This window comes from Microcoleus sp. PH2017_34_RAT_O_A (genome assembly GCF_020737885.1).
Lineage (GTDB): Bacteria > Cyanobacteriota > Cyanobacteriia > Cyanobacteriales > Microcoleaceae > Microcoleus.
Window position 1 is genome coordinate 1 of record NZ_JAEQDD010000128.1, and the last position, 18,237, is coordinate 18,237.

Sequence of the window (18,237 nt, forward strand, 5' to 3'; positions counted from 1 at the left end):
CAAATAGTCTCGTGCGATCGCCCGAGTTGCGGACAAAGCTACCCAAATAGTCAAGGATGGGTAGCTTTGTCCATAAATTAAGTTACAGTTTCAAACCCCGTGCTGAGTACAGCTATGGCGATCGCCTCCGAGGGGGAACAGAGATAATGACCGCCACTACCATCATGCCGTCATTTGTTTCGGATTTAACGGCTCAACTCGCTCCCGAAACCACCGCATCCCACACCATTGTTTTGCAACCCAAGGGCTGTCTCGGTGGCATCGCTGTCCTAGATTTCCAAATTAATTTGGAGCAAGCTTTGGAAATGGCCGCTCTGAGAGTTGTTGTGGATATGCAGCAAGTGGATGTTGTCGCCCCAGATGGAATAGCCGTGCTGGCCCGAGGGCTGGAGTTAGCAGCTATACTCGGCAAGTCGATCGTCTTTGATTCTATAGATTTAGCCACCTATATAGGTTTGAGAGCCGAGTGGAGGATCTCGCGCGAAATTTGTTTTGGCCCTTGGGGCGACTTGTTCGAGGGGGAATTCGAGCAATTTTTGACAGACAAAATGTTGCGATCGCTTCCTTGTGAAGCGGTAAAACCTACTTTTTTACAATTTGCAAAATTATATCTTCCAACCGGTTGATGTCCCAGCGATCGATTGTCATCTATATTCATAACAATTACCCGGAAGTGCCAGTCTAGCTTTCAAGCTAACATCTTGAAAGCGCGGCTGGCTTTATCTTACTACGTGAACTCAGCAATTCCCAGCAGAAAGATTAAATTGTCTGGACGCCAGGGCTTCAGTTGACAGTTGACAGTTGACAGTTGACAGTTGACAGTTTCAGAGCGACCTCTACCTGGAAGGAAGAGGATTGGAGTAATGAATCGTCTGATTTTAATTTCTCCCGATCGCGCTTGGCGCTTTCAACCAATTCTTTCTGGTATCAAAATAATTTCATCAGAATCAAGCGCAAAACCTTTACAGAGCAAGGATTTTGCAATTCTAAAATCTAAAATCTAAAATCTAAAATCTAAAATCCTATGACTATGGTTGAACCAGTTGCAGAGTTAAATGAACCTCTCTGTCTTCAGACTCCTGAAATACTAGAAAAGACAATATCTCCGCTCGTTCTACCTCCAAAAACAGCTCTCAAAATTTCTAAACAAGACATTCGAGCCACCCTCAAAGCCTCAACTATAGAGGGAGTTTTTGCCGCTGTCTTCGAGTCGGCGACTACCGGTCTGCTGCTGAGCAACTTCTTGCTGCAAGTCGGCGCGAGCAGCGTGGAAATAGGTATATTATCTGCTATTCCGATGCTGGTAAATCTCCTGCAACCATTAGGAGCATACATCGCCGATCGCACAACCAGCCGCCACTGGTACAACCTAGGAATATTCGGCGTGTCGCGGCTGCTGTGGCTAGTGCTCGTCATCGCAATTGTTTGGGGCCGACAGCACGCAGATCCCCAACAATTGCTCCAGTGGACTCTGGTCACTGTCATCGCCGCTAGCGTGCTGGCAGCTTTTGCTACTTCTAATTGGTTTAGTTGGATGGCTGCGGTGGTTCCTCACCGTTTGCGGGGACGCTATTTTGGATTTCGCAACAGTGCTACTAGCTTAGTTACTTTGCTAGGAGTGCCACTGATGGGACTGTTGATGTCAACTTGGGGCGCAGATCCAATTTTGGGCTACGGTGTGGTTTTATTTTTGGGTGTTGTGGCGGGAATGATTAGTTTGGGGTATCAATTCTTCATGGTGGATGTGAACCCGCAGGCATACCCAAAAGATGCAGAAAGCGATCGAGTTCCCGACAAAAAAGAAAAAATTTTAACAGATTTTGTGCCTTCGGTGCTGAAAAATTCTAATTTTTTAATGTTTCTGATTTACTTTAGCGTGTGGACGTTTGCAGTTAATCTCAGCGCGCCTTTTTTTAATATCTACCTGCTAAAAGATTTAAGCTTGGATGTCAGTTTGGTAACGGTTTACAACAGCTTGAGTTCCGGGGCAAACCTGCTGCTGTTGATGTTTTGGGGCAAGTTGGCCGATCGCTGGGGAAATCGCCCCTTGCTAATTGCGGTGGGGCTGGTGGTAGCGGTGACGCCTTTGCTGTGGTTGGGTACGGGCAATTACCCGTTTGCGGTGTGGGTGTGGTTGCCGCTGCTGCACTTGCTCGGGGGAACGACTATAGGGGCGATCGGGCTGTGTACGAACAATATTCAAATGGAGATAGCGCCGATCGAACAACCATCGACTTATTTTGCGATCGCCGCAGCAGTTTCGGGAGTAACTGGGGCTTTGGGAACTACCGCCGGCGGCTTTCTTGCCGAACTTCCGGGCATGAGTTTGGGCGCACTGTTTGCCCTTTCGGCTGCTGTGAGGCTGGTGGGCTTGCTGCCTTTAATTTTGGTTCGAGAACCGCGTAGTTTGTCGCTAAGGGCGATCGTCCCGACTTTTCTACGGTTCAAATTCAACGATTAATATAATGTCCTCCGAGAACTATCGTCCGGTTTGATCGTTCGGACTTCAGCCCGCATCATTACTATAACTAACCAGTTTGTAGTGAGGACTTTAGTCCGCATCATTATTACGACTAACTGGTTTGTAGTGAGGACTTTAGTCCGCATCATTATTACGACTAAAGTCCTTACTACAAACCGTTACAGATTCCGGGCATTGAGCGGACATAAATAATATAACGGCCAACAATTAACTGTTAAAAGTTAATTGTTGACCGTCACAAAGCTTTTTTCAGCCTTCAGCATAGCCATTTATTCCTAAAAAATTAGTCCTCAGTCCTTAGTCTTCATTATTCAGTAGTAATTAACTAATAACTGGGGACGAACCCAATTATTAACTACTTACTAACAACTAACTGATGACTAATGACCAACGACTGATGACTAATAAATTAAGCTTGACGCGAGTAGTATTCAACCACTAGCAGTTCGTTAATCTGAAGAGCAATCCACTCACGTTCGACAATGCCGTTAACTTTGCCAACCAGTTTTTGCTTATCAAATTCCAAGTGACTGGGCAAGTGAGCCAAGCCTGGATCTTTGAGATTAGCTTCAACCATCGTGCGCGAGCGCTCTCTATTTTTGACTGCAATCACTTCACCAGGCTTGCACTGATAGCTAGCGATGTTGACTTCACGATCGTTCACAGTAATGTGACCGTGATTTACCAATTGTCTAGCGGACGGAATGGTTGGAGCCATTCCCATCCGAAACACAGTATTGTCCAAGCGCATTTCCAAAAATTGCAGTAACACTTGACCTGTGGAACCCGTCACACGGCGGGCTTTGCGGACATAACGGAGCAATTGGCGTTCCGTCACACCGTAATTGAAACGTAGTTTTTGCTTTTCTTGTAAGCGAACCGCGTACTCAGAGAGCTTTTTGCGGTTTTGACCGTGCTGCCCAGGCGGATAATCCCGTCTGGGAGTTTTGCGGGTTAGACCCGGCAACTCTTTCAGGCGACGGACGATTCTTAATCGGGGGCCTCGATATCGAGACATTTATTTTCCTCTCTAATCTCTGTATGCAATTTTATGCAGACTCTATATTATATGTTGATAAGGGTGAAAATTCTAACAAAAATCGATAAAAAAAATCGATCGACCGCAGCCATCCGTAATGTGCGGTAAATTTTGAAGTAAAAGCCGATCGAGCGATCGACCCAACCAGCCCAAAAAACTCACAAACCGAGCTGCCATGCAAAACCCCAATTTTTTCCGCACTGCTTCCCCAAAGCCAGCACCGCGCTGGATGTTGGCTCTCGGCACTCCCTTAGTCGCGCTGAGTTTGTTGGCAGCAGCACTGCCAATCTCGCCAGCATCAGCCATCACCCTGAGATTCCCCCGAACTCAAAATCCCTATCGCGTCTGCGCTAAGGAACTAATCGAAGCGGGAATCGGTGCCGAGGAAGCAGCAGCAGCTTGTGCCGACGCGCTCCACCCCCGCGACATATCCAGATGCGCCCTCCAAATCAGCCGCAAAACCAATATTTCTGGTCTCGAAGCGCTCTCTAGTTGTCGGCGGGTGAGGCGCCCCGACGAATTAACTACTTGCGTGGTGAATATTAATAGCAAAACTAAAACTCAACCTGCTGCTGCCCTGTTAGTTCTTGATGGGTGCCGCCGCAGTTTATTGCCAGAACTATTTGCTGAATGCGTAGTCGGGTTGAGCGGCAGGCTCGACTTTCCCACGGACAGGTTAGTTGCCACTTGTCTCGATCCCAGGGGCACAGTGAGTCAGTTGGACGGGCGTCCTGCACCGACACCTCCTACGGAGCTAATTCCACCGCCTTCGCGACTCAATTAATTAGTTATGGGTAGTTGGGAAATGGTAATTAGGTACGTAGTTGCGCTTCAGCGCTCTTATCTTATATATAACGAAGAGCGCTGAAGCGCAACTACATACCTTTGATGTGACAATTACTTCCAGGACTGTTTGTAATTCTTCGCTCTTGTCTTATATATAACAAAGAGCGCTGAAGCGCAACTACATACCTTTGATGTGACAATTACTTCCAGGACTGTTTGTAATTCTTCGCTCTTGTTTATATAAACAAAGAGCGCTGAAGCGCAACTACGTACCTTCTCCCTTCTTCCTTCTTCCTTCTTCCTTCTTCCTTCTTTGTTATAATCAAATGTCAGAAGTTTTTGGTCAAATTACAGTCGAAGAATTAGGTTGCAAATTAGCAGAAACCAATGCTGATAAATTGCAGCTTGTAGACGTGCGCGAACCTTACGAAATTGAACTCGCAGCGCTGCCGGGATTTGTGGCTTTTCCGCTGAGCGAGTTTGCCCAATGGTGTGGTGATATTGACGATCGACTAAATCGCGACACAGAAACCCTGGTGCTGTGCCACCACGGAGTGCGATCGGCTCAAATGTGTCACTGGTTGAGCGATCGAGGCTTTAACAACGTTAAAAATATCGTTGGTGGCATCGATGCTTACTCAATATTGGTCGATCGCACTGTGCCGCGCTATTAATCTGATGCCCGCTCTAACTACCGCAATATAGGTTCTATCGTTCGGAATGCAAGTCCTCACTACGAACCGGATGCGGACTAAAGTCCTCACTACGAACCTTAGGAAAGGACTAAAGTCCTCACTACGAACCGGATGCGGACTAAAGTCCTCACTACGAACCTTTGTTTATTATCGGGTTTGGGCTGACAGGATCTGAATCCTAATTAACAGCAGCAAATCGAAAATTTAACAGCGTGCTCATAGTGATCCGATCGCGCCCGTGCCTTTTTGAGTCATAAAGAGCCTCATCAGCCGCCAGTACCAGCGTTGCTGCATCATTTTCCGGGCCGGGAACAACGCTAGCAATTCCCAAACTAATTGTCACCACAGAATTAGGCAAACATTCAACACTCTCCGGGTTAAAAACAATATTCAAAGCTTTAACTTTCGCTCTAATGCGTTCGGCAACCAGCAGAGCGCCCGCTGCATCTGTTTGAGGTAAAACGATCGCAAATTCCTCACCGCCGTAGCGAGCAGCTACATCAGCAGGACGCTGGAGCGATCGGCGAATTGCCTGAGCTACCGATCGCAAACAACTATCTCCAGCTTGATGTCCGTAGGTATCGTTATAAATTTTGAAATAATCGATGTCGCACAAAATTAAAGATATCGGAGACTCATCGCGAGCATTATGTTTCCATTCCGCTCGCAAGCAACTGTCAAAATGTCGTCTGTTGCCAATTTGGGTAAGTTCGTCCACATTAACCAAAGCTAGCAGTCTTTCATTTTCTTGCTGCAACTCCTCAAAACCTACAGCCGAGAAACCGTCCTCGCATAAATTTTGCTCTTGAAAATACAGCCGATATAATTCGCAAGATAAACTACAGTTATTGCCCGCTAATTTGACAAGTCCCATGCTATCTAACTGATAGGCCATTAAAGGTTCGAGGTGAATGCTATTTTTAACATCAAGAACCTGTTGGAATGCCCAGGCGAGTTCTGGCTGCTGCTGAATGGCGATCGACTGATTCCGCAAGTAGTCGCTATAAATTCCGCTTTGAGTAGGAGCTGCTTTTAATAGTTCTTCCAACTCGGCTCGCCCCAGCTCCTCCCCAGACTCATTCTCCCCAACCGACAGGCGGTTTTGCTGTAAAATTGCCAGGTGATAAAGCGCTAAATGCACTAAATAAGGATGACCGCCTACCATTTGCATTAATTGCTCGACGGGATAGCTGTCGTTCCAGTTCAGTCCGTGGCGGCGCGCCAACTCTTGGACTTGTTCGGCACTAAATTCTGAGAGTTTAATCGGCAGCCCTACATTGAATGGAGATTGATTGAGACTCAAAGCAATATAAATTTCTGTCGAGTGAATGACCGCGATTCGCAGTTTTTCCCAGGTTTCGCTCTGTCGCGCTTGTTCGTACCAAAAACGGAGCAGCGGCAGGAATTCTTGAGCGATATTGGCGCGTTCAAATACTCGGTTGACTTCGTTGAGTACCAAGACTAGGGGACTGTCAATTTGTTCGAGCAAATAGTTCTCAAAGTAAAGAGAGCAGCTTACTTTGCTGCCCATATCTTCATCCCAAATTTCATCGAGATTTGGTTCGAGTTTGAGTTGGCGAGCGACATTGACACACAGCCAGCGCAAAAATTTATCTAAGGTAGCAAAAACTGCTTCGTCAGCTTGCTGAAAGTCTACAGTGACTGTGCGGTATCCGCGATCGACCGCAGCTTGAATTATCCGCAGCATCAGCGAACTTTTGCCCATTTTTCTGGGAGCTTTAATCCGAATCAGACTCCCTGGCTTGCTAATTTCTGCACAAGCTCGGGCTTCGACGGGCGATCGATCGATATAAAATCGAGAGTCAAGCGGTATTGGGCCCCCAGGAAATTCTAGGTCTGCAACCGTTTGGATTAAATTTGGTGATTTTGGGATTCCTGCCATAGTGCATCCGCGAGGCGATACCCTGACTGTATCTTACCTTTGTCAGATTAGGGGGGCAGAGGATCGGTGTCAAAGACTTATTGACAATCCGACAAAATGTAAGTTTTTCAGCACTTCCCGGAACTGACTTTGCTATAGTAGTGTCACTTTAGCTAATCTCAAACCCTGCCTAAACTCGCACCAGACCGACACAAATTTTCTGGCGACCGAGACGCGATGATTCTGCGCCTCTACCTGAAAAGTCAGTCGTCTGTCGCCAATGTCAAGCAGATTCGCACGAATAGGAGAAATAATCATTGTCACGCCGCTACCTGTTTACCTCTGAATCGGTCACTGAAGGCCATCCCGATAAAATCTGCGATCAAATTTCAGACACTATCTTAGATGCCTTGCTGACCGAAGACCCTAAAAGTCGCGTCGCAGCCGAAGTTGTCGTCAACACGGGTTTGATGCTGCTGACGGGCGAAATTACCACCAAAGCTCAGGTAAATTACATAGAATTGGCGCGGAAAAAAATAGCCGATATTGGCTACATCCACGCTGATAACGGATTTTCTGCCAATAGCTGCTCGGTTTTGGTGGCTTTGGACTCTCAATCTCCCGATATTGCTCAAGGGGTGAATACAGCCCACGAAAGTCGCGAACAGTCCAGTGAAGAGGAGTTGGATGCGATCGGCGCTGGCGACCAAGGCTTGATGTTCGGTTTTGCTTGCAACGAAACGCCGGAATTGATGCCTTTACCGATTAGTTTAGCGCACCGGATTTGCCGTCAACTGGCCGCAGTCCGCAAAACAGGTCAATTGCCTTACCTGCGTCCGGACGGTAAAAGCCAAGTTACCGTAACTTACGAAGACGGGAAACCTGTTGGTATTGATACGATCTTAATTTCTACCCAGCACACTGAGGCGATCGACGATATCACCGAAACAGCCGCGGTTCAAGCCAAGATTAAAGCAGATCTTTGGACTGCTGTTGTCCAACCCGTGTTTGCCGATATTAGCATCAAGCCGGATGCAGAAACTCGCTTCCTTGTCAACCCCACTGGCAAATTTGTCGTCGGCGGGCCTCAAGGAGATTCGGGTTTGACTGGCCGCAAAATTATTGTGGATACCTACGGCGGCTATTCCCGTCACGGTGGCGGTGCTTTTTCAGGGAAAGACCCCACGAAGGTAGACCGCAGCGCGGCCTATGCTTGTCGCTATGTTGCTAAAAATATTGTGGCGGCCGGTTTGGCAGAAAAGTGCGAAGTGCAGTTGAGTTATGCGATCGGCGTAGCACGCCCTGTTAGCATGATGATCGAAACTTTTGGCACTGGTAAAGTTGATGACGATCGCCTTTTGGAAGTTGTGAAGCAGCATTTTGAACTGCGTCCTGCGGGCATCATTCAGACCTTTAACTTGCAGAATTTGCCTGCGGAAAGAGGCGGTCGTTTCTACCAAGATGTAGCGGCTTACGGTCACTTCGGACGCACGGATCTAGAGTTACCTTGGGAGCAAACTGATAAGGCAGAGCTTTTGAAATCAGCTTTGAGCCAGCAGTTGTCTGGAGTAGCTGTATAGTAGAATGTTGGGGCGCGCCCTCCGCGCCCTTATTGCTTGATTATGGGTAATTAACCGACAAAAGGTACGCAAAAGGTACGTAGTTGCGCTTCAGCGCTCTTAGTATTAAGAGCGCTGAAGCGCAACTACGTACCTAACTAAAAATGAACCTCTATCAGAGTGCCAGTTGGGTCGAGGAGTGATGATATAAGTTCCCTAGGGTTCGTCAGCAGTGCGTTTTTTTCTGTATAGGCGATCGGCTAATGGCTTGCACACTAAAAGGTACGTAGTTGCGCTTGGGCGCTCTTAGGAATCATGTAAAAATAAGTTGTGTAACTTTTTAATTGAAGCCTTTAAATTAGATACGGTTTAGCAATGCACTCGATCGAGTTATTTTTACACGCCTCCTTAGTATATGTAAGAGCGCTGAAGCGCAACAACATACCTAATGCCATTTTTTCCTTCTTTCCAGTCAACAATTCGCAGATTTGGTTCGGATCTAAAACAGCGATTTGCTGGTAAATTTTTATCACCAAATCCAGCAGCAATGCCGAGTTCGTTGGTGGCCGACAATACTGGAATGCGCGGCGTTTGGATACCCAGCACTGACTGCAAAGTTCTCACCTCAAAACAGCGGATTGCTGAGGCAATGAATTTTCTTGCAGATACGGGATTTAATACAGTATTTCCTGTAGTTTGGAACCGGGGTTTTACGGCTTATCCTTCTCAAATAATGCGCGAACAATTTGGGGTTGAAATTGACGCGCGCTATCAAGGACGCGACCCTTTGGGAGAATTAATTGTTGAGGCTAATAGAGTTGGTTTAAAAGTTATTCCTTGGTTTGAATACGGATTTGTGAGTTCTTACAATCTCAACGGCGGTCATTTGCTGGCGAAGAAACCGGAATGGGCGGCGCGCGATTGTAATGGCAATTTACTTAAGAAAAATAAGTTTGAATGGATGAATTCTCTTGACCCGGAAGTGCAAGATTTTTTGCTGGGGTTGATGCTGGAAGTTGCGAGGAATTATCCGGTACATGGCGTTCAAGGAGACGATCGCATTGCACTACCCTGTGAAGGCGGTTATGATGAAAAAACGGTTAAACGCTACCGCCAAGAGTGCGGGAGAGAAGCGCCACATAATTGTAGAGAGCAACATTGGCTGCACTGGCGCGCTGATATAATTACTGATTTTGTCGCTCGCTTGCACCGAGAATTGAAGGCGATTAATCCAGATTTGTTGCTGTCAATGTCGCCGAGTCCCTATGACTGGGGATTCGTAGAATATTTGCAAGATTCTCAAGCTTGGGTTGACAAAAAGTTGGTTGATATGCTTCACCCGCAGTTTTATCGCCGCGATTTTAACGGTTACAAACAATTGCTCGATCGACTGATCGATCGACAACTTACCTGCGAGCAAGTGTCCTGTGTGTCTCCCGGTATCCTGTTGGCGAATCGAGGGGGCAATTATAGCATGAATCCGGAGCTGTTGTTGCAAGTAATTGCTTACAACCGTGCTCGCGGCGTTCCAGGAGAAGTGCTGTTTTTTTACGAAGGTTTGCGGGATAACGATAATGCTTTGGCTGAGGCTTTGAAAAATGGGCCCTACGGTTGACACTCTCCCGGAATCGGGCTGTTTCCGGTTTGTTGCGTTCAACGGAGTCGATCGATATCTCAAGCCAACTTGGTATAAAATGATATAGCGCAGAGCAAGTCTAGCAAACAGTGCATCGATGCCAAGCAGCAAGCGCTACTAATGGTTAAGCCGATCGCCCAAAAAACAGATAATCAATCTTTGGGGAGTTGTTAAAATAGTCTAATCGGACATATTTTATAAGTGGTGCAAGTTTTTTTATCAGTTGAGTTTTGTAGGTGCAGGCGTATTTTATTAAAGAAACCGAGTTTAAAAAGAGCAATCTCAAACGATCGCCAAAATATGAGGATAAATGAATGAACTCAGTAGCAACCCTCATCCAACAGCTACCAGAGCTCAGCGATGCTGAATTCAACCAAAAATATTTGAAACAAAAACAAGGGATGCACACCTTGGCGACAATATTGCCGCAAGTAGAACAGCAAAGCCAGGCTTTGCGCGCAGTAAAATTAGCCCTAAAAGTAAATTTAAAACTCGGCTCGAAGCTAGCAGGAATGGTAAAGCCGGAGTTTCAACTAAAAACAGTAAGATTAATCGTAAAAATTAAAACTTCGCTGCCGCTCAAAATTCAACTGCTGGCACTAACAAGTTCCGATATGGCAATTCCAATGCTTGTCAAAGCATTGAACCACAAAGACCGTGCCGTGCGCCTTCATTGCATTCGGGCGATCGGCCTCATTGGCTCTAGGGCGGCAGTAATTGAATTAGCGCGGGTGCTCGAATCTGCCGATTCCCAAGCGCAAGCTTGGGCCGCTTGGGCCCTAGGAGAAATTGACTCGAAACCAGCAGCCGCAGCACTGATCGAAGCCCTCAACCACAAAGCCGCCGGAGTGCGCGCCTGGGCGGTTTGGGCCTTGGGTAAAATTAACCCCAAAATAGCCGTCCCCACCACGATCAAAGCCTTGAAACATCAAGACTCAGAGGTGCGCTGGCGGGCCGCCGTAAACTGCGGGAAAATCGGGGTGGCTGAGGTAGTTCCGGGGCTGCTGAATGCCCTCAGAGACGAAAATCACCTCGTCCGTGCTAGGGCGGCGGCGGCTTTGGGGAAAATTGGCGATCGCGACGCAGTACCCCGCTTAGTAGAATTGCTTCACGAACCCGACTCCTATGCCGTTTCTTTGAGGGCCGCCGAGGCCTTGGGACAAATCGGGACCGAAACGGCTGTGGCCGGGCTGCTGCAAGCCCTCAACCACGAGGACTCAGATGTGCGCGGCAGTGCAGTTTCTGCCTTGGGGGAAATCAGCAGCGAGGTGGCTGCGGTGGCGGTAATGCGATCGCTCTCGGATCGAGACATTTTCGTGCGCGGCAGGGCGGCTGTTGCACTCGGGAACATCAATATAGCCGGAGATGCTAACTTGCAAAAAATGGTGGCTGCGGGACTGGCGATCGCCCTAGGCGACAGCGAATCCTATGTGCGGTGGAGAGTTGCTGATGCTTTGGGGCAGATTGGGACAGACGAGGCTGTAGCAGGTTTGGTGCGACTGCTGGAAGACGAAACCTCTGGAGTGCGCCAAAAGGCTGTTAAATCCCTCGGTCAAATTGGCTCTCGTGCTGCTCTTTTGGCTCTGGAAGCAGCTTTAAAACGCCAATTTGCTGACGTTCGCGCCCTCGCCGCCCAATATTTGCCGGATGTCGGCGCTGAGGTAAAAACAGTTTATTTTGAGCAGGAATCTGCTACGGATGTCTCGGGTGAAAAACTGTCGCAAATCCAGATTGCTTCGGAAGCAGAAGCCACCGAATATATTATCGATCGCCCTGCGGGCCGGAATCTCCAATACTTAATCTCGATCGGCACTCCGGGCGTACCAGATCCCAAAACTTTTCACAAAGTCCCTAACCGATTGCGGTTAGAATTTAACGACCTCGAAACCCCCGTTGACGACCCCGATCGCGTCTTGGCTACAATTGATGACGTACTCCAAATTATTGACTTCGCCCGCCAAATATCGGCGCACCCCGGCAAATTGCTCGTCTGCTGTCAAAGTGGCATCAGCCGTTCAACAGCCGCAGCTTTGACTGTTTGTGCTGCCCTGTTGGGCCGGGGCAAAGAACAAGAAGCTTGGGGCGTGGTGCTTGCCGCCAGAGCCCAAGCCAGGCCGAATCGCTGGATTGTGCAATTGGCAGATGAAGCTTTGGGTAGAAATGGGAAGTTATCCGATTTTAGATTTTAGATTTTAGATTTTAGATTTGGGAATAACTTATTTTCTAAGGGTTTGAAGCTTGCTTAACGTTGCATTATTTTTTTGAACTGGTATTGTAAAACTTCATTGAGTTTATAAGCAATTATAAACAATAATGGTATTATATTGTTGAGAGTGTTTAACAAGGAATACGCATAGCCCAAAGAACGGAAGTCTCAAATGCAATTAGCAGAAAGGCATATCATTAAATCAACGGAACCTCGTTTTGTCGAGATTGACCAACTAGCATTCAAGTCCAAAAATCTGTACAATGCCGCCAATTATGTCATTCGTCAGAACTTGATTTATGGATGGGGCTACGTCAATTACAACGAGATGAACCGATTGATGAAGTCTCAGGTCGCATACAAGGCTTTGCCTGCTAAAGTAAGTCAGCAAATATTGATGGTGCTAGATCAGAATTGGAAATCGTTTTTTGAAGCCGTCAAAGCTTACAAAGCTGACTCTTTAAAATTTACGGGTCGTCCAAAGTTACCTAAATACAAGGACAAGGTTAAAGGTCGAAATATCCTTATTTACACGATTCAGGCGATTAGCAGTAAACAGTTGAGAAACGGAATTTTCAAACTTTCTGGTACTGAATTTTCAATTAAAACGGCTCTCCTGGGTATTCGGTGATAAGTGAAGCTTATATGACTTCTGATATGAGTTTCAACATTTGCACCTTGCAAATTTTGTAGATTGAGATACAGTTTGCACCACAACCCCAGGAGAGCCATTAAAACTAAAGTCAATCCTGACCGGATTTGTCAAGTTAGGTTGGTTCCAAAATGCGATGCTTATGTAATTGAGGTGATTTACAATGCTTGTACTGAGCGTAGTCGAAGTGAACCGGAGTCCACCGCTAAAAATAACAATTTTGTAGCTAGTATTGATTTAGGACTGAATAATTTGGTGGCGTTAACTTCAAATCAACCGGGTTTGATCCCACTGTTGATTAATGGACGACCATTGAAATCGATTAACCAGTTCTATAACAAGCGTAAAGCACAATTGCAATCCCAATTGAAAGGGAGGCGCCAAACATCGTCACGCATTCAACGCTTAACTCGCTGCCGCAATCAAAAAGTAGACAATTACTTGCATCATACAAGTCGCACGATTGTCGATATTCTGGTCGCACAACAAATTGGGACGCTAGTAATTGGCAAGAATGCACAGTGGAAAACCGAGATCAATATGGGGAAGCAAACTAACCAAAACTTTGTCAGCATTCCTCACGCTCGATTAATTGAGATGCTGGAATACAAAGCTTTTTTAGTTGGAATCAAGGTAATCGTACAGGAGGAATCTTTTACCTCCAAAGCCAATTTCTTGGGCTTAGATCCAATTCCTGTTTACGGAAAAACAAAAACAGAACCTGTATTTACCGGAAAACGGTTAACATTCTCAGAAAAGCAATCCCAAATGCGTTCGGCGATGGGATACGTCGTGGGCGTAGTTCAGCCGAGGCGGGTTAATCCGCTCAAAGTAAAAGTGAAGGGGGAGGGAATTGAAGCCTCCCATGTCTATAAATGACTATACTTTTACCAGCTATTAATAGGAGCGATCGAATTAACTGTCGGCACAGAGAGAACTCGCAAGTGCAACAGTTAACCGTAGAAACGCGGTTTCTTTTCGTAAGCCCTAAAGTTATACTCGATTTACACGACTTGCGGGGCAGCGATGCCAAAAGTCGATCGCTCTTAGTGCAGAAGCGCGATCGGCAGCCACATTTGTCACATTCTGTGGTATGTATTAGTCGGATACGCAACAAAAACCGTCAAGCAATCGTCGCATTGCTGGTAGCAACACCCCAAAGCTGAGGAATCGGGTGCATTGTCAAGAGACAATATCAGCTTTGGGCTACTCACAGGCAAAACGCATCAGACAGAATTTTCTGCCTGTAAAAATTCATGTGGCAATAATTCACTGCCGGGATAAATCTTTCTTTTTTTGCCTGCTGGAGACTTTTACCAGTCGAAAAAGTAATTTGGCAACAGCCATCAACAGCCTAATTATCTATTAGACATCAACCGAATTTAAGCTTCTGCCCTGACTCGACAAGAGTTTCAGATACTTTTTCGCAGATGTCTACTGGAAAACACACAAGCTTTTCCCTTTGGAGAACTTACGAGCGTGGTAAATTTTCACAGAATACAGCGGTTGCATATGTCAAAAACAAATTTGCTCAAAAAAACACGCAACGAAGTAGGTTTATCGGTTGGTGCTTGGCAAGGCAAGGGCGAGGCAAATCCAGATTTGCAACCATTGAGCCAGCAGGAAAAAGCTGTATTACCGCAAACAAATAACCCCGAAAATAGCAATTTAGGTAAACGGATGTGGCCCTTTATTTCCGCACAATTTGCTTCTGTAGAAACCGAACCCAAACAATCATCGCTCCACAATCTGGCAAAACAACCCTCCTTGAAACTTACCAAAAACTTGTCTTTTAAGCTTGGCTGTCTGCCCATAGACAAAAAAATCAGTGGCGGGTATTTGCTAGCAATAGGAATCGGATTTGTTGGCTCGCTGAGCGGACTCACAATCGCTGAGTACCACCAAGAAAAAGGATTGAGACAACTCAATGATGCTCACATACAAGCACAATTGATCGGTAACTTTAAAGATGCAGCACTGGCGGCACAATTGCAGGGAGCACAGCTAGATTCTTTTGTAGACAATTCCCCTAAGTTGGAACTGCAAAAACAGCAGTTTATCAACAGTATTGTTAAGGCTAAAAACCTGCGGTTGCGTATCGAAAAATTTGCCGAAAGCCAACCAGCTTGGCTCGCAGCCAAGCCGGAAGCTCTCAAAACTTTACTCCAAGATTGCACGGAAAATTTAGAATCCTACGCCGATACTCTCAACTCAACTTTGCTGCAAGTCCAGCAATCGCAACTGTCGCCTCGGAAGATAGAGTCGATCCGAAAATTGTTGGCCACAGAAAGCGGAGAAGGTGCAAAACAGCTTGAGGGACACCTTCAGGAATTGAGCAAAATCCTCGATATTGCCCAGCAGCAAGAGCGCCAAGGCGGTGCAGTGATGCAGGCTGCCCAAGGAATCGAAAAGGGCATAATTATGATTAGTATGCTGCTGTCGGTAGGGCTGGCTGGAATAGTGGCTTGCCGCACCAGTAGGGCGATCGCCAAACCAGTCGTCAGCGTCACTCAGGTGGCTCAACAAGTCGCCGCCGAGTCGAATTTTGATTTGCGAGCCCCCGTCAGCGGACAAGACGAAATAAGCTCGTTAGCTGTATCTCTCAATCACCTGATCGAGCGAGTTTCCGAACATACAAAAGAATTGGCACAAGCTAAGGAAGATGCTTTAGTGGCTACCACTGCTAAAAGCCACTTTTTAGCCAATATGAGTCACGAGTTGCGGACGCCTTTAAATGCGATTATCGGCTACAGTCAACTACTTTTAGAAGATGCCAGAGATTCCGGGTACAAAGATTTTGTTACCGACTTAGACAAGATTCAGAATGCAGGCACGCACCTGCTATCTTTGGTTAACGACATCCTCGATTTGTCAAAAATTCAAGCGGGGGGAATGAACCTCGACATCGAAGAGTTTGACATCGAATCCCTGCTCGATCACATGTCAATGGCGGTAAAATTGTCTTTACAACAGAATGGCAATGTTTTAGAAATAGAGTGTGACAGTCAAACTGTTGGCACTATGCACGCAGATTTAGCAAAAGTGCGAAAAGTCCTGCTGCACCTGCTGAACAATGCTGCTAAGTTCACCAAAAATGGGATAGTGAAAGTCAGCGTCAGCCGTGTTGAGGGAACCGGAGAATCGAATGTAGCGCATCTGTCGGGTGTTGAAAATTTAATGGTTGCGGGCGAGGCGAAATCGAGTTTGATTGCTTGTCCAGTTGCGAATGTTCAAGCATCGGATTGGATTTGCTTTCGAGTTAAAGATACCGGCATTGGAATGTCTCCCCAACAACAGCAAAAATTGTTTGAAGCCTTCGCGCAAGCTGATTCTTCGGCGGCGCGCCAGTACGGTGGGACTGGATTGGGGCTGACAATTAGCCGCCACTACTGTCAGATGATGGGCGGCGAGATTTTGGTCGAAAGCGAGGAGGGCGAAGGGTCTATTTTCACTGTACGCATACCAGCAGGAAATAGTTAGTTAACACAGGGGTAGGGTGCGAAGCGAAAAACAGGAAAGAATCAAGCTCTTGGACACCCTACCAGTTGAATTGACTGGTGTATTGAATGTAGCTTTTCTGGGCGTGATGAGGTATGACTGCGATCGAGTTTCGTGAGTTTCTCGCCAGTTGTCTTACTTTTTGTCAATTGCCAATCTGTACCTGACTCACTTGAGAATTGCTATATAACTTCTGAAAGCTCGATCAAAGGTCAAATATTGAAGTGACTTTTGTATCAACATATTTCATGTCACCAGTAGTTCCTCCAGCAAAATGAAGGAAATAGTTATTGAAAAATGCTGTTGTTACACATTTAGAAATTAGTGAAGCCTTAGGATTTAAACCAATTTTTTGTAATCCCTTTTGTACTATGTTGTCTCTCGAACTTAGAAAGGGGTACAGAAATTGCTGGATTAAAGGCCAAGGCATATTGAATTTTGGAGAAATCCAGCACTCAATACCCTGCATCAATATCTCATAGCTCAATGGGCGCATTTCATAGTTCCATTCTCCCGAACCTTTGTCTTCATAGGAGTGATAAACATACTCCAGCAATTCTCGATGATAACGAGGAGAAAGCACCATAACTCCGGCTTGTACAACGGATTGAAATTCTGCATCTATCCCAAAACTTTTGTAAAAAGCTGTAGGAGAAAGGTTGTCTATGTATTCGATACCATTCTTAGACCAAAAATCATAAAGTCTTTTCAGGCAAATCTCGTGATCTGCTCTACTAGGAGTTGCATAATCATCGACTGCCCCAATCTTCTCTAGTGGAACTCCCTCGGTAATATCGGGACTGTTTGGGTTAATCAATATATCAGCATCGACCCAAACAACTTGATCGTATTTTTGAAGACTGGGTTCTGACAAAATTAAGCACTTTTGCCATGATGGATTTCTAGACTGAGCCTTGGACGAATTATCTAACGGTTGTGTCAAAACAACAACTTCAAATTGATATTTTTCAGCATAGTGCTGCCATAGAGACCTACAATGTTTCTCGAACATGAGTTCATAGTTCTTGCCTATTGCTAGCGTAACAAGTGCCTTTGCCACTCTATACTCTCCTTAGTTTATTCATTGAAGATTTACCTTTAAACCCTGAACGCGGAAATCTCCCACAAACACCTGATTCCACCCCAAAATGCCGCATATGGTTTGTCCTGTCAAGTTCTACTATAAAAAATTATCCAAATTTTTCAGTATCTGGGATTGGTAGTGTATAACGCAATACGCTTCGCCTAGGGGTTGTCGGAAGAGAAAAACGCTCTTGTGCGATCGCTTCGGTAAAGGCTAGGAAAATAATCCCAGAGTCTATTTTTTACATCGTTTTGACTGCATGACAGTCTTAACCCAACCGTATGGGTGTATGGCGAGCTTCAATCATTTGTGCAAGTATTTAGGGGCGGTGTCCCAGGAGCTGAAATACCGATCGCAGCGGGATTTCCACTACAAACATTACAGGATTTTTGACTGCTGGCTATAGTATCATTTATAGTTCTGGATTACTGTATTTTTTCTGGTTGTCGATCGCCCCTATGGTCAGTAAGGGCCAAAAAATGCCCTATAAAGTGCTACCCATTCATCGTCGCCATCTCTTCCTCAAGGTGATATTTAACACCAGTGCAGTAGATTCTCAATTCTCCAGCGATCGCGAATGGTGCGATCGATAGCTACTACATCACATAGCAGCCAACACTGACCAAGAAAATGGGATACAAGCCCCGTCCTTTTAGGACGGCTTTTCTTGATTTCTAATATACTCTTTCAATACTTCTAAGGGTGCGGCACCAACGGA

14 protein-coding genes and 2 pseudogenes are annotated in these 18,237 nt (G+C 46.1%); 12 read left to right on the forward strand and 4 right to left on the reverse strand.

Going from position 1 to position 18,237, the window contains the following annotated elements; translation table 11 throughout:
* Positions 1-56 precede the first annotated feature (56 nt).
* The 3 genes from JGK11_RS29640 to JGK11_RS29650 all read left to right on the forward strand — a co-directional run bounded on the left by JGK11_RS29640 (position 57) and on the right by JGK11_RS29650 (position 2,461).
* The gene (locus JGK11_RS29640; protein WP_293214026.1) at positions 57-626 is read left to right on the forward strand and encodes a hypothetical protein; all 570 of its coding nucleotides are present in this window, start codon (positions 57-59) and stop codon (positions 624-626) included.
* Positions 627-863: 237 nt separating this feature from the next.
* Entirely contained in the window at positions 864-1,004 is a 141-nt protein-coding gene (locus tag JGK11_RS29645) for a hypothetical protein (RefSeq protein ID WP_293214028.1), read from the forward strand.
* Between the two features lie 26 nt (positions 1,005-1,030).
* Positions 1,031-2,461, forward strand: a complete 1,431-nt coding sequence (locus JGK11_RS29650) for an MFS transporter (protein WP_293208684.1) — start codon at positions 1,031-1,033, stop codon at positions 2,459-2,461.
* A 430-nt stretch (positions 2,462-2,891) separates the two neighbouring features.
* Here the strand turns inward: JGK11_RS29650 and rpsD are convergent, their stop codons facing one another.
* Complete coding sequence (gene rpsD, locus JGK11_RS29655) at positions 2,892-3,500, reverse strand: 30S ribosomal protein S4 (protein ID WP_293143096.1); 609 nt, start codon at positions 3,498-3,500, stop codon at positions 2,892-2,894.
* Positions 3,501-3,572: 72 nt separating this feature from the next.
* Complete coding sequence (locus JGK11_RS29660; RefSeq protein WP_293186122.1) at positions 3,573-3,698, reverse strand: hypothetical protein; 126 nt, start codon at positions 3,696-3,698, stop codon at positions 3,573-3,575.
* Here JGK11_RS29660 and JGK11_RS29665 point away from each other — a divergent pair.
* The gene (locus JGK11_RS29665) at positions 3,697-4,305 is read left to right on the forward strand and encodes a hypothetical protein (RefSeq protein ID WP_293186123.1); all 609 of its coding nucleotides are present in this window, start codon (positions 3,697-3,699) and stop codon (positions 4,303-4,305) included. The two genes, JGK11_RS29660 and JGK11_RS29665, sit on opposite strands and share 2 nt — an antisense overlap.
* 328 nt (positions 4,306-4,633) lie before the next feature.
* Positions 4,634-4,981 carry a rhodanese-like domain-containing protein gene (locus tag JGK11_RS29670; protein ID WP_293186125.1) on the forward strand — a complete coding sequence of 116 codons (348 nt, stop codon included), beginning with the start codon at positions 4,634-4,636 and terminating at the stop codon, positions 4,979-4,981.
* Positions 4,982-5,180: 199 nt separating this feature from the next.
* On the opposite strand, the gene JGK11_RS29675 is transcribed toward JGK11_RS29670, so the two are convergent.
* Positions 5,181-6,905, reverse strand: a complete 1,725-nt coding sequence (locus tag JGK11_RS29675; RefSeq protein WP_293186126.1) for an AAA-like domain-containing protein — start codon at positions 6,903-6,905, stop codon at positions 5,181-5,183.
* 296 nt (positions 6,906-7,201) lie between these two features.
* Here JGK11_RS29675 and metK point away from each other — a divergent pair, with 296 nt between their 5' ends.
* The 7 genes and pseudogenes from metK to JGK11_RS29710 all read left to right on the forward strand — a co-directional run bounded on the left by metK (position 7,202) and on the right by JGK11_RS29710 (position 16,417).
* Positions 7,202-8,464: a methionine adenosyltransferase gene (metK, locus tag JGK11_RS29680; RefSeq protein WP_293186127.1), complete on the forward strand. Its 1,263-nt coding sequence runs from the start codon at positions 7,202-7,204 to the stop codon at positions 8,462-8,464.
* Positions 8,465-8,891: 427 nt separating this feature from the next.
* Positions 8,892-10,058 (forward strand): family 10 glycosylhydrolase, encoded by a 1,167-nt coding sequence (locus tag JGK11_RS29685; RefSeq protein ID WP_293186128.1) that lies wholly within the window; start codon positions 8,892-8,894, stop codon positions 10,056-10,058.
* 335 nt (positions 10,059-10,393) lie between these two features.
* Positions 10,394-12,268, forward strand: a complete 1,875-nt coding sequence (locus tag JGK11_RS29690) for a HEAT repeat domain-containing protein (RefSeq protein WP_293193413.1) — start codon at positions 10,394-10,396, stop codon at positions 12,266-12,268.
* Between the two features lie 189 nt (positions 12,269-12,457).
* Positions 12,458-12,895, forward strand: a pseudogene (locus JGK11_RS29695) (RNA-guided endonuclease TnpB family protein); the annotation flags it as partial.
* 117 nt (positions 12,896-13,012) lie between these two features.
* Positions 13,013-13,816 (forward strand): annotated as a pseudogene (locus JGK11_RS29700) (transposase); the annotation flags it as partial.
* Entirely contained in the window at positions 13,813-14,103 is a 291-nt protein-coding gene (locus tag JGK11_RS29705) for a hypothetical protein (RefSeq protein ID WP_293186133.1), read from the forward strand. The pseudogene JGK11_RS29700 and the gene JGK11_RS29705, both read left to right, overlap by 4 nt.
* Before the next feature lie 346 nt (positions 14,104-14,449).
* Complete coding sequence (locus JGK11_RS29710; RefSeq protein WP_293208697.1) at positions 14,450-16,417, forward strand: HAMP domain-containing sensor histidine kinase; 1,968 nt, start codon at positions 14,450-14,452, stop codon at positions 16,415-16,417.
* A gap of 223 nt (positions 16,418-16,640) precedes the next feature.
* Here JGK11_RS29710 and JGK11_RS29715 read toward each other — a convergent pair whose 3' ends face one another.
* Positions 16,641-17,495, reverse strand: coding sequence for a hypothetical protein (locus tag JGK11_RS29715; protein WP_293186135.1), 855 nt, complete (start codon positions 17,493-17,495; stop codon positions 16,641-16,643).
* Between the last annotated feature and the right edge of the window lie 742 nt (positions 17,496-18,237).

Bases quoted from the DNA above. Each gene is read 5' to 3' on its own strand.
- JGK11_RS29640 (WP_293214026.1), top strand. From the start codon at position 57: ATGGGTAGCTTTGTCCATAAATTAAGTTACAGTTTCAAACCCCGTGCT.
- JGK11_RS29645 (WP_293214028.1), top strand. From the start codon at position 864: ATGAATCGTCTGATTTTAATTTCTCCCGATCGCGCTTGGCGCTTTCAA.
- JGK11_RS29650 (WP_293208684.1), top strand. From the start codon at position 1,031: ATGGTTGAACCAGTTGCAGAGTTAAATGAACCTCTCTGTCTTCAGACT.
- rpsD (WP_293143096.1), bottom strand. From the start codon at position 3,500: ATGTCTCGATATCGAGGCCCCCGATTAAGAATCGTCCGTCGCCTGAAA.
- JGK11_RS29665 (WP_293186123.1), top strand. From the start codon at position 3,697: ATGCAAAACCCCAATTTTTTCCGCACTGCTTCCCCAAAGCCAGCACCG.
- JGK11_RS29660 (WP_293186122.1), bottom strand. From the start codon at position 3,698: ATGGCAGCTCGGTTTGTGAGTTTTTTGGGCTGGTTGGGTCGATCGCTC.
- JGK11_RS29670 (WP_293186125.1), top strand. From the start codon at position 4,634: ATGTCAGAAGTTTTTGGTCAAATTACAGTCGAAGAATTAGGTTGCAAA.
- JGK11_RS29675 (WP_293186126.1), bottom strand. From the start codon at position 6,905: ATGGCAGGAATCCCAAAATCACCAAATTTAATCCAAACGGTTGCAGAC.
- JGK11_RS29685 (WP_293186128.1), top strand. From the start codon at position 8,892: ATGCCATTTTTTCCTTCTTTCCAGTCAACAATTCGCAGATTTGGTTCG.
- JGK11_RS29690 (WP_293193413.1), top strand. From the start codon at position 10,394: ATGAACTCAGTAGCAACCCTCATCCAACAGCTACCAGAGCTCAGCGAT.
- JGK11_RS29705 (WP_293186133.1), top strand. From the start codon at position 13,813: ATGACTATACTTTTACCAGCTATTAATAGGAGCGATCGAATTAACTGT.
- JGK11_RS29710 (WP_293208697.1), top strand. From the start codon at position 14,450: ATGTCAAAAACAAATTTGCTCAAAAAAACACGCAACGAAGTAGGTTTA.